Origin of the sequence: Dyadobacter sp. 32 (assembly GCF_902506755.1) — a bacterium.
Classification (GTDB): Bacteria; Bacteroidota; Bacteroidia; order Cytophagales; family Spirosomataceae; genus Dyadobacter.
The window spans coordinates 271,944-284,722 of record NZ_LR735258.1; the positions used below are offsets into that span (position 1 = coordinate 271,944).

Annotated in this window: 5 protein-coding genes; all 5 read left to right on the forward strand. The window is 45.9% G+C overall.

Features of this window, described 5'->3' with window-relative positions; all coding sequences use genetic code 11:
- The first annotated feature begins 231 nt into the window (after positions 1 to 231).
- The 5 genes from DYADSP32_RS01090 to DYADSP32_RS01110 all read left to right on the forward strand — a co-directional run bounded on the left by DYADSP32_RS01090 (position 232) and on the right by DYADSP32_RS01110 (position 12,763).
- Positions 232 to 4,368, forward strand: coding sequence for a hybrid sensor histidine kinase/response regulator transcription factor (locus DYADSP32_RS01090; RefSeq protein ID WP_149244424.1), 4,137 nt, complete (start codon positions 232 to 234; stop codon positions 4,366 to 4,368).
- A 328-nt stretch (positions 4,369 to 4,696) separates the two neighbouring features.
- Positions 4,697 to 7,906: a SusC/RagA family TonB-linked outer membrane protein gene (locus DYADSP32_RS01095; protein ID WP_149244423.1), complete on the forward strand. Its 3,210-nt coding sequence runs from the start codon at positions 4,697 to 4,699 to the stop codon at positions 7,904 to 7,906.
- Positions 7,907 to 7,945: 39 nt separating this feature from the next.
- Positions 7,946 to 9,571 (forward strand): RagB/SusD family nutrient uptake outer membrane protein, encoded by a 1,626-nt coding sequence (locus DYADSP32_RS01100; protein WP_149244422.1) that lies wholly within the window; start codon positions 7,946 to 7,948, stop codon positions 9,569 to 9,571.
- Between the two features lie 20 nt (positions 9,572 to 9,591).
- Positions 9,592 to 10,758: a glycan-binding surface protein gene (locus DYADSP32_RS01105; RefSeq protein WP_149244421.1), complete on the forward strand. Its 1,167-nt coding sequence runs from the start codon at positions 9,592 to 9,594 to the stop codon at positions 10,756 to 10,758.
- Positions 10,759 to 10,855: 97 nt separating this feature from the next.
- Positions 10,856 to 12,763, forward strand: coding sequence for a glycoside hydrolase family 44 protein (locus DYADSP32_RS01110; RefSeq protein ID WP_149244420.1), 1,908 nt, complete (start codon positions 10,856 to 10,858; stop codon positions 12,761 to 12,763).
- Positions 12,764 to 12,779: the final 16 nt, after the last annotated feature.

Genomic DNA, 12,779 nt, shown 5'->3' on the forward strand with positions numbered 1-12,779 from the left:
GTATTAAAAGTATAATAAATTTAAAAAGCCATGGGTTATTCCATGGCTTTTTAAATTAAGGAACCTTGCATGGCACGGTTTTCCATGTAGGGTAAGTCATGGAAATGAAATGAAACCATTGGTAATTCGTTTAAACCAGTTTCTATCCTAAAATGCCTTTAAAAAAGACAAGGAAAAGAAGGAGTAAAATAAAAACGTTGCTAAATTGACGGTGGGTATATTTTAGTTGCCATGCAAAAATGGATTTTCAGACTGGTATTGATATTTTTCCTTGGTTGGGGGACAGTCAACGCTGCGGTGGCTCAGACGGATCAGTATCAATTTGCAAGATACAGTACTGAAAAGGGGCTTTCACATAATCAGGTTACTTGTTTTCTTAAAGACCGCCAAGGGTTTGTCTGGGTAGGCACTGCCGATGGGCTTAACCGGTTTGACGGTTATTCGTTTAAAATTTTCAAACACGCCCCAGCCGATTCAACGACCATTGAGGATCATCACATTAATGAACTGTTTGAAGATCCGGAAGGCTTTATATGGATCAAAACCCCGAAAGGCTTCGATATTTATGATCCCAAAACCGAAAGTGTTGATCACGATGCGGACCAGGCGGCCAGGCGATTGGGTATCCCTGATGCAGATTTAACCCGGATCATCAAAGCTAAAAACGGCGACTATTGGATAAGCCACAACCGCCTTGGCTTGCTCAAATATCTGACAGCAAAAAAGAAGGTTTTACGAATCCGGTTTAACGCGACCGATCAGGCTGGGAAACCGCTGGTTATTTCAGATTTAAATGAAGACGCCAGCGGAAATGTCTGGGTCGTGTATACGAATGGCTTTTTAGCGAAGATAGATGGCAAGAGTCATAAACCGGTTTATCAGAGTGGACTGCTGCGTGCACGAAATGAGGGGAATTCTTTCAATCATCGTGTTTTTGTAGATATGGATGGTGAGCCCTGGGTGTACACCGTGAAGGCGGTGAGGGGAATTTTCTATCTTGATACCCGCAACAACCGGCTCATCGAAGGAAGTACCACATCGAAGGAATTGAAGCTGAGTAACAACATTGTCAGTGCAGTCGTATCAGGCCCCGACGGCCGGCCCTGGATTGGGACAGATCATGGTGGGATTAATATTGTAGACAAAAGGACCAGGACCGTTTCTGTGCTGATCTACAACCCCAATGATCCCAAAACAATCAGCCAAAACAGTGTAATGGCGCTCTACAAGGATAATTCCGGCATGATATGGGCAGGCACTTTTAAGCGGGGTTTTTGTAATTATCATAAAAGTATCTTCAAATTCTCCTTTTTTCGTCATTTGCCTTCCATAAGCAGCAGTTTGCCCTTTGATGATGTCAGCGTATTTGTTGAGGATAAAAAGGGAAATATCTGGGTAGGCTCCAATGGAGGTGGACTCATCTATTATGACCGGTCTCGCAACAGTTTTAAAAAGTACAAAAATGTTCCTGGCAATCTGTCCAGTTTAAGTAATAATGTGATTGTGAGTCTGTTTTTGGACTCCGACGATGTGCTTTGGATCGGCACCTACTTTGGAGGGCTTAACAGTTTTGACGGAAAGTCTTTTAAAAGGTACCTGCATAACCCAACGGACTCGACCAGCCTGATTGATGACAGAGTATGGGAAATATTTGAAGATTCACAAAAGAGGCTCTGGGTCGGCACGCTGGGGGATGGCCTGGATCTTTTCGACCGTAAAAAGAATACTTTCAGACATTATAAACCCAATACACCTAATTCCATCAGTTCCGATTACATTTCCGCGATCATGGAAGACCGTGAGGGGAACATTTGGATCGGTACAGCTTTCGGAATAGATGTTTTGGTGAAGGCAACCGGTAGGTTTGTACATTACCAACAGGATTTAACCCAAAAGGGAAGCCTGAGCAGCAATGCAATTACCGCCATCATGCAGGACGGCCTTGATAATATCTGGGTGGGCACCCTGGAAGGATTAAACCTGCTTGACAAAAAAACCGGCCTTTTCAAAACCTTCGACTCCGAAGATGGCCTGCCCGATAACGCGGTCTTGTCATTGGTGACGGATTCGCAGCAAAACCTCTGGATTGGCACACCCAAAGGACTGGTTAATTTTAGGATTATCAGGCGTATAGGGAGTGTTCCTGAAAGGGTCAGTGTAAGAACATATAATGAGGTGGATGGCTTGCAGGGAAGAAGTTTCAATGAAAATGCGGGCTTGAGGTTACGCTCAGGCGAGCTGGTGTTTGGCGGAGCAAATGGCTTTACCATTTTTTCTCCGGAAAAAATTGAAGAGCAAACAGGAAATGCCAGTGTGGAACTTACAGATTTTCAAATTTTTAACAAAAGTATCAAGCCCGGAGAATTATTGGATGGTAAACCTGTTCTGGAAAATTCTATTTCGCAAACCGATCAAGTAAAATTGCGGCATTCGCAGAACGTTTTCACCATTGAATTTGCGGCGCTTAATTTTTTACATGCAGACAAGAATCACTACCTGTACACCCTGGAAGGTTTTAACGACCAATGGTTTGAGGCCGACAACAACTCACGAAAAGTAACCTACACCAACCTTGATCCTGGCCAATACACCTTCAAAGTGAAAATGCTGAATGGGAGCCAAACTTCCCGGGAACGACTATTGACCATTGAGATAGCTCCACCGTTCTGGAGAACACCTCTTGCCTATTTGCTGTATTTACTTGCTATTGCGGGTTCGCTGGCCGTGGCACGCTGGATTTTATTGGAAAGGGAAAGAATGAACTTTCGGCTGGAGCAGGAGCGGAGAGAGGCACAGCAGCTTCATGAGCTTGATTTGATGAAGATCAAATTCTTCACCAATGTAAGCCATGAGTTCAGGACACCTCTGACGCTGATGCTGACGCCTTTGGAAAACTTGCTTAGAAGTATTCAGACCGATCACTCCGTTCACAAACAGGTGGCGCTGGTACATCGCAACGCAAAACGGTTGTTCAATCTGGTGACGCAGCTCCTTGACTTCAAAAAACTGGAAGTGGAGGAAACGGAATTCAGGCCGGAGCGTGGGGATATTGTTCAGTTTGTCCGGGAAATAGCCCACACCTTCTCGGATCTATCTGAGCGTAAGCACATCAGCTATACCTTTAATAGCGAAGTAGAGTCCAGGTTTTCGGATTTTGACCAGGACAAACTTTCCAGGATCATGTACAACCTGCTTTCCAACGCCTTCAAATTTACTCCGGAAAACGGGACAGTTATCGTAAACACTCGAATTATAGAAGGCACTTCAAGCGATGAATTTGAGATCAGTGTCGCGGATTCGGGGATTGGAATACCTCAGGAAGCGCTGACCAGGGTTTTTGAAAGATTTTATCAGCACGCTCTGCCAGCTTATATCGTTAATCAGGGAAGTGGGATTGGCCTTTCTATTACAAGAGAATATGTGAAAATGCACGGCGGCAACATTATGGTGGAAAGTGAAGTAGGTAAGGGCAGTACCTTTATCGTATCCTTACCGTTAACCTCGGGCACCGCGCAACCTGTTGTGGCTGAGGTGGAGGAGCTCGTTTCCATTGTGGAGCCGGTAGGAGACCTGGTGGTAACTTTGGAGAAGCAGGGCAGAAATTTACCACTTTTACTGCTGGTGGAGGACAATGACGAATTCAGGGCTTATCTCAAGGAAGTACTTCAGAATGAATTTAGAATACTCGAAGCCGCTAACGGAAAAGCAGGACTTGAAATTACTCTGCAGCACATTCCCGACCTGATTGTCAGCGATGTGATGATGCCCGAGATGGACGGTATTACACTTTGTCGGATGATTAAAACGGACAGCCGTATTTCTCATATCCCAGTCGTCTTGTTGACAGCCAAAGCGGAGGAAGATCAGCAGCTTCAGGGTTATCAGACGGGTGCGGATGCGTACGTGACCAAACCTTTCAGACTTGACATTTTGCAGATCCGTATCCGGAACCTGATTCGACAGCGCGAATTATTTCAACAGCAATTCCAGCAGCATATCGAAGTACGCCCAAGTGAAGTTGCTGCTCGCTCCATGGATGAACAATTCATCAGTAAGGCGCTGAAAGTGGTGGAAGCCAACATGGCGAATCCCGAGTACACGGTAGAAGAACTGAGCAGCGAGATGTCCATGAGCCGGGTGTACCTGTACAAGAAGATTCTGTCCCTTACGGGAAAAACGCCGGTTGAATTTATCCGCATTATTCGTATCCGGCGCGCAGCAAGTTTGCTTGAAAAGAGCCAGCTGACCGTTGCGGAAATCGCCTATGAGGTAGGGTTCAATAACCCGAAATATTTTGCAAAACTCTTTAAGGAAGAATTCAGAATTCTGCCAACAGAATATCGCAAACAGGAGGCAGGCACCAAATGAGTAATAAATTTAAATTAGAATAGTACCATAATTAAATATTTTATTTAAAATTGCCAGAGGCATTGTTTTTGACAGTGCCTTTATTTTTTTTGATCTAAAATTAGCTCAAAACATAAAAAAAGAGAGAAAATACAAGCCTTTTTTATCATCAGTTTACATGTGAATCCCTATTTGTAAACATTTGATACCCTACCCGTCATCATTTATCCATCACATTTGTCCAAGATTAAATTCGATTTATACCAAAAGATGCCAGGCATCCCTCCAATATTGGAAATGTATAATTCAAGTTTATTTCACTGACGCATTTTAAAAAATCTACAACAACATGCAAAAAAACATGTACGCAAAAAAACAGGTACACCAAGGCTTGTTACCTATGATGAAGTTTTTTAGGCTTCTGATGATTGTAATGCTGCTGCCCATCGGTAGCGCGTTTGCTCAGGAAACAGCGAAGACGGTGACAGGCTCGGTTCTCTCCGAAACCGGAAATGACGGGATCCCGGGAGTGAGTGTGATTGTAAAGGGAACGTCACAGGGAACCACCACCAACACGGAGGGATTCTTCTCTTTGGAGCTGAAGCCGGGGACAACGCTGGTATTTTCCTTTATTGGGTTTGAGTCGAAAGAACTCAATGTTGGGAACAAAACAAAGGTTGAGATCAGAATGAAAGAGAGTATCGCTAACCTGAACGAAGTAGTGGTAGTGGGTTATGGTGAAATGAAAAAAACGGATGTGTCCAGCTCGCAGGTGACGGTGTCCGGAAAGGATCTTAGCAAAACCATCAATACATCACTAGAACAGGGTTTGCAGGGACGTGCTGCCAACGTAATGGTTCAGCAGAACTCGGGTCAGCCAGGCGCTGCGCCATCGGTACTGATCCGCGGTTTGAGCTCGTTGACCGGCACGACACAGCCGCTGTATGTGATCGATGGAGTACAGATCAAGCCCGATAACATGAGGGATGATCCCAATAACCGTCCGACCGGCTTCTCTAATATTCTTTCAAGTATTAATCCCGATGATATTGAGACAATTAACGTTTTGCAGGGGCCTTCGGCGACGGCCATTTACGGTGCGGTGGGCGCCAATGGAGTAGTCATGATCACAACCAAAAGAGGTAAGACGGGTGAGGCGAAAATATCATTTAACTCACTGGTCACCATCCAGTCGGAACCTAAGCACATCGGTGTAATGGATCTGAGCCAATACGCGCAATTCAGAAATGAAATGGCAGCCATTGGTGGCACAGCAACAGATCCCGAATTTGCGGATCCGTCGGTTTTAGGTAAAGGAACCGACTGGCAAAGCGCGCTTTTTCGTCCGACAACGCTCCAGAAATATTCCCTCGGATTGAGCGGCGGTACTGAAAAGACAACTTATTATCTCTCGGGTGAATATTTCAATCAGAAGGGCATTGTGGAAGGCTCTGGCTTTAAACGTTACAATGGTCGTCTGAACCTCGAAAACCAGACGCGTAAATGGTTGAAAGTAGGGGCCAATATGAACGTGGGCCTCACGGAAGAAAAGGTAAATACCAACAACGGAGGGATCATTCAGCTCGCTTTGGATCAGAACCCCGGCGTACCGGTTACGAACCCCGATGGCAGCTGGGGCGGCCCTGCAACCACGCAGTTCCAGTTTACCAACCCGGTGATGATCTCGAAGATCTACAATGACTACAATCGCAGAACTTCTATTTTGGGGAGCTTATTTGCAGATGTAAAATTGTTGAAAAACCTTACCTGGCACACCGAAGCGAACGGTAGTTCTGAATTTTTGAAATATTATTCTTATCACCCGTCTTATACCATTGGCGGATATGTTGTGTCTCAGGATGCAGCTACGTCGACGCGCTCGGTGAATACCAACACCTGGTGGAGTTTTCATAGCCGTGTAACCTACGATCTGAAACTAAAAAAACACGGAATCAATTTAATGGCGGGGCATGAAGCCCAGCAGTTTACCTACGAGTCCCTGACCGGAACGCGTAAGAAATTTATTACCAATACCATTGAGGAACTTTCAGGCGGAGACGGATCGGTGATATCCAATGTGAGCAATAACAGCGGAAAAGGAGCAGGTTCGCGGGAGTCTTATTTTGCCCGTTTGAATTACAGTTACAATGACAAATACTTTTTACAGGGTACATACAGAATGGATGGCTCGTCTGCTTTCCGTGAAGGACGCCGGTGGGGTAATTTCCCAGCCGTATCCGTGGCATGGCGTGCTTCCGAAGAAGCATTCCTGAAAGGTATCAATGAGATAAATGACCTGAAATTCAGATTCGAAGTTGGACGCTCCGGGAACCAGGGAAGCGGTGGGAACGCCATTTACTCTACCCTTCAGGCGGTGCCAACGGGCTGGGGAACAGGTTTTCTGGCGTCAAATTTTGCCAACGAATTCCTGACCTGGGAAAAAGATGACGTGATCAATGCCGGTATGGATCTGCATATGTTCGGAAACCGTGTTGAGCTGATCGTGGATGCGTACATCAAAAACATCACCAGCCTGATCACCGTGAACTCCTATCCCTTTACCTATGGCGGAGACATCGCCTGGTCGTCGGGTTATCTGAGCTGGCCTTCGGTTAACGCGGGCTCTATGAAGAACAAGGGTATCGGTTTTACGTTAAATACCGTGAATATTGATAAAGGTGGCGTTTATTGGAAAACGGGCATCAACCTGTCATTCGACCGTAACAAGGTTACTTCACTCTTGAACCCGATCACGCCTATCTGGAACGCTAGTGCAGTCGGTTTCAGAACAGAGGTCGGCCAGCCGGCCAGTATGATCACAGGCTATATTGCGGACGGGATTTTCCAGGATGCCAATGACATCAAAAATCATGCGATCCAGACTTCGAATGGACAGCTTACGATTAACCCCGCAACTGGAACATGGGTGGGAGATACCAAATTCCGTGATCTGAACAGCGATGGCGTGATTGACGCCGAAGACCGAACCGTGATCGGTAATCCATGGCCCAAGTTTACCCTGGGATTGAACAACAATGTGACGTACAATAATTTTGAATTGAACGCATTTCTCACCGGTAGCTTTAAAAACGACGTGTTGAACTACCCGCGTTACCGCGCCGAAGTACCAGGTAATGGCGGTGTGTTTGGAAACCAGTGGTTGTCCGTTGCCAACTATGCCAAACCAAGCAGCTACAACGTGGCCGACGCAGAAACCGTAACACTTACCAATCCAGGCTACGTAATTCCACGCATTGCACCGGGTGATCCGAATGGAAACAACCGGATGAGCACCAATTTTATCGAAGATGGATCTTACGTGCGGCTTAAAAATATCACGCTCAGCTACAATTTCCCAAAATCGCTGCTTAAAGACTCCTTCATCAGAGGATTGAAAGCATCAGTAGGCGCCCAGAACCTGTTTACAATCACCAAATACAAAGGATATGATCCTGAGATTGGTATGGTGAATTATGGCGGAACCGTCATGGCTGGTATCGACACCGGACGTTACCCATCGGTTCGTATGTATTCTTTCGGGCTGCTGGCTGATTTTTAATCCCGGCTGAAATTCTATTCAAATTCAAAAATATTCCATATGCAATTCAAGATAAAACTCATAGCCGCCATTGGAGCATTGATGCTCACTCAGGGATGCAGCGAAGATTTTCTGGACCGTCCGCCACTGGATGCACTTACTTCTGGTAACTTTTACAAAACCGATGAGGAGATTTTGGCCGGTACCGCACCGCTGTACAACATCGTCTGGTTTGATTTCAACGACAAGGCCAACATGGCTTTCCAGGAAGCGCGTGCCGGAAACCTGAACTCCAACGACCGTACCGCATACATTAAACATGCCATTGCATCCACGGATGCAGGTACGCTCTTGCCAGGTTACAAATCTTTTTACAAAATAATTGCGCAGAGTAACAACGCTTACAAAGCGATAAAAGGGGCAACCGGTAGCACAGCGTCCGCAGCAGTAAAAGGGCAGGGACTTGGCGAATGTCGTTTCATGCGGGCAACGGCCTACTACTATCTGGTAACAAACTGGGGTGCCGTGCCCATTGTGTATGATAACGTGGCCCAGCTTAACGAACCACCGGCCCGGAACAAAATTGAAGATGTGTGGAAACTGGTTATCCAGGACTACCGCTTTGCAGCCGCAAACTTACCGGCAACAGCCGAGCAGGGGCGTCTCACCAAATATTCGGCTGAAGGTATGCTGGCCCGTATGTATCTGATGCGCGCCGGGTTGAACCAGAACGGAACCCGCAATCAGTCAGATCTCGACAGTGCGAAGTATTACGCGGAAAGTGTGATCACAAAAAGTGGACTTACGCTGGCGCCGACTTATGCAGAACTGTTTTTAAGTGCCAATAACAACAGCTCTAAGAACAATCCCGAAAGCCTGTTCTCATTGCAATGGATGCCGATCAGTAGTCCATGGGGTATCAATAATTCCTTTCAGGCATACTTCGCGTATGAGTCGGCCATTACCGGAACTGGTGATGGATGGGGAGCAGCACAGGGCGTTTCGGCGGATCTAGTAAAGTATTTTACCGAAAATCCTGCAGATTCTTTAAGAAGAAAGGCTATTGGAATGTTTGATGGTGACGTGTACCCGGAATTGAAAAAAGCCACCGGCGGACTTAAATACGACAGGCCGGGTGCATTGGCGGCAATCAAAAAGTACATCATAGGTTCACCAGCTGATAACGGTGGCCTGGGAGGGTTTATGTCTGCTAATATCAATTCTTACATGCTGCGGCTGGCTGAGGTATATTTGATCTATGCCGACGCGGTACTGGGCAATAACGCCACGACTTCTGACCCTAAAGCGCTGGAATACGTGAACGCAGTTCGTAAAAGAGCCGGGCTAGCCGCAAAGACTTCGCTCACTTTTGATGATATTTTCAAGGAAAGAAGGATTGAGACGGTTTTCGAGGGTAACTCCTGGAACGAGATCGTGCGTTTGTACTATTTCAATCCTTCCAAAGCAATAGCTTACACAGCGGCTCAGCACAAGGAAAACTACACGATGACTTATGTGGCAGGATCTGTCAATCCAAGAAAGTACACCGTAACCTATTCACCTGCTGAATTTTATCCGTTGACGGCTAGCACACTGTATTTGCCATTCCCGGAAGCAGAAATCATCAACGCGCCCTCACTGAAAAATGAGCCTGTCGCATTTGATTTTAGCAAAATAGTTGACTAACCACTTAACTGATTTTCGACATGAATTTTAAGAATATATTTAAGGCAGGTCTGGGATTAGTGGTTGCGGCAGCCATGCTGTTAGCCATCCAGAGCTGTAATACGGATGAAATGGACGCTGCGCCTATGATCAGCAACGTTCGCTTACTTGACCCCACAAAAGCAGATAGTTCGCTTAATGGCGCATTGCCAGGAAGTCTTATCGTGATTCAGGGGCAAAACCTGGGAAGTGTTTTGAAGGTGTATTTCAATGACTTTGAAGCAACATTCAATTCGGCTTTGGGAAGCAATAGTAATATTATTGTTACCATTCCGGCCAATGCACCCACTAAGGCTGTGGAGCCAGGTGTATCCAATAAAATCAGGGTGTTGACCAATGGCGGAGAAGCGACCTACGATTTTAGTCTGACTTCACCAAGTCCGGTTCTAGCGGGACTTTACTCTGAATTTGTGAAACCCAATGGAACGGTGGTTATCAACGGTGATTATTTTTATAATATCAAGTCGGTGAAACTGGGCTCAACGAACCTGACCATACTCAGCAGCACCGTGAAGCAAATTACGGCGAAGATGCCCGCAACAGGAACTATCGACTATTTAACCATTGAAGGAGAATTTGGGACTGCTAAAACCAGATTCAAAATGAATGATACCACGGCGCACATGGTCAATTTTGATGTGCCGGCTACAACCTGGGGATCAGAGGTTTGCTGGGGCGGAATGCCCATTGTGAAAGCAACAGACGCCGGTGCTATCGCAGGTAAATATGCAAGAATCAAAGAAACCAAACTTCCAAAGACAGGCTATAACGATGCCTGGGTATTTTCTACCTGTTATTTCGAGTTTAAGCTGCCCGTAGGAGCTGCGGCAGATCGACAGTTTAAGTTTGAACATAATATTGTGGAACCCTGGAAAGCTGGTAAATATGACATCACCATTACCGCAGGAGGGACAGAATACGCGTATGCCTATCAGCCGTGGAACTCAACAGAATTTGGGGCAACAGGTTACCAGACCAATGGCTGGAAAACAGCCGTCATCGAATTGAGTGAATTTAAGAATGCGTCGGGAGCGAGCATTGCGGACGTTTCAAAAGTAACCGATCTGAAAGTGTTGTTCAACACCCCCGATGTAGAAATCGCTTCTTTTAATGGAAGCGTCGATAACTTCCGGATCGTAGCGAAATAGGTTAAAAAGGTTCACGCAAAGAAGGTGAGCAATACGCAAAAAAGCATAAGTTTCTTTCTGCCTTGCTTTCCTTCTTTGCATGAAAAAAATATTTAAAATGCACAAGCATTTAATTCAGGTTTTACGGCTGAGTGTATGGTCGATCTTTTTGATACAGATCTTTCTTAACTGCGCTTCCGCCCAGATTACAATACAGATTGATGCGGATGATGCACTCAGGCAAGTTTCTCCCTATCTGTATGGCCGTAATAATTCGTTTTCATCGACCAATCCAAACTGGACTTTGCCAGAGGAAGATCTCATCAGGTTACGCGATGCAGGCGTGACTTTCTTTAGGGAAAGTGGTGGCAATAACAGTAGTAAGTACAACTGGCGCCGTAAACTAAGCAGTCATCCCGACTGGTATAACAATGTGTACACCAATAACTGGGATCAGGCGGCCCAAACCCTGCAAAAGAATTTTCCAATGGCACAAGGCATGTGGGCGTTTCCATTGCTCGGATATGCTGCCAGGACTAATGCGGCAAATTTTGCAGATTGGGATTACAACAAGTCGCAGTGGTGGGAAGGGGTCAACCAAAACCTTGCCGGTAATGGAGTGCCCAATGCATCTGGAGTAAAAGCTAAAAAGGAGGGGGATATCAATTTGTATCTGGAAAAATGGCCGGCGGACTCTGCTGCGGGAATCCTTGATCACTGGTTTGGGGCAGGAGGGATAGGATTGAACAAAAGTGGTATTCGTTATTGGAACATGGACAATGAGCCAGAAATATGGTTGGGTACACACGACGATGTAATGCCCACACAAATTTCTGCCCAGGAATTTATGAAACGCTATGTAGATCTGGCGAAAAAAGTAAGGCATAAATTTCCGGATATCAAACTGGTAGGTCCCGTGACCGCCAATGAATGGCAATGGTACAACTGGACCAATACCACTGTTTCTGACAACGGTAAAAACTATCCCTGGCTGGAATTTTTTATTAAATCAATAGCCGAGGAACAGAAAGCAAGTGGAGTAAGATTACTCGATGTGCTGGATATTCACTTCTACCCCTCCACAAAAAAAACTGAAGAGGTGGTGCAGTTGCATCGCGTTTATTTCGACCGGACTTATAATTTCCCGGAAGCCAATGGGGTGAAAAATGTTAGCGGAAGTTATGACAACAGCCAGACCAAAGAGTACATTTTTGCCCGTTGTAATGACTGGTTACTAAAATATCTCGGAGCCGGTCACGGCGTTACATTCGGACTGACCGAAACCGGGATTGATGACAGTATAGAGTCCACCGTCACTGCGGTATGGTACGCGTCTACGCTGGGAGAGTTTATGAAGAATGATGTGGAAATCTTCACACCATGGTCATGGAAACCGGGTATGTGGGAGACATTGCATTTGTTCAGTCGTTACAATCACAAATTTTCGGTTGGTGGCGTCTCAGCGAACGAGACTTTAGTATCTGCCTACCCGACGGTAAATGCAGCAAAAGATTCGATGACCGTGGTATTGGTCAACCGCTCACCGGACCAGAGCCAGGCTGTACGCATTCAGTTAGCACATTTTACACCGGTTCAGGAAAAAGCAGTTATATACACCTTGTCGCAATTGCCAGCTACCGAAACCTTCAAATCGCATATCCAGAATGCACTAAAAAAATCGGAATTGAACCCTTCGGGCAATGTACTGAACGTATCACTTCCGGCCATGTCTCTGAGTACGGTGGTGTTGCGGGGTGGGGGAACAATTCTTGGTGCCACGACCGTTCCGGAGCCTGAAATAAATGTATATCCCAATCCTGCCTGGGACACCGTGACGGTAAAATGGGGGGATGGTGATTACCAAAAACTCGAAATTTTAGACGGGAGCGGGAAGATTTTCTTTCAGAATACCTTGAAAAACGGACAACGGGAGGTTGTGATTCACCCCGGAATGTCAGAAGGTGTCCATGTGATCAGGCTCGTGGGAAAGGATAAAATTGCGGTCAAAAGGATTGTGGCGCAATAGTATTTTGGCTTTCCGT

Coding starts and splice junctions, on each gene's coding strand:
- DYADSP32_RS01110 (WP_149244420.1), top strand. CDS start 10,856: ATGCACAAGCATTTAATTCAGGTTTTACGGCTGAGTGTATGGTCGATC.
- DYADSP32_RS01095 (WP_149244423.1), top strand. CDS start 4,697: ATGCAAAAAAACATGTACGCAAAAAAACAGGTACACCAAGGCTTGTTA.
- DYADSP32_RS01090 (WP_149244424.1), top strand. CDS start 232: ATGCAAAAATGGATTTTCAGACTGGTATTGATATTTTTCCTTGGTTGG.
- DYADSP32_RS01105 (WP_149244421.1), top strand. CDS start 9,592: ATGAATTTTAAGAATATATTTAAGGCAGGTCTGGGATTAGTGGTTGCG.
- DYADSP32_RS01100 (WP_149244422.1), top strand. CDS start 7,946: ATGCAATTCAAGATAAAACTCATAGCCGCCATTGGAGCATTGATGCTC.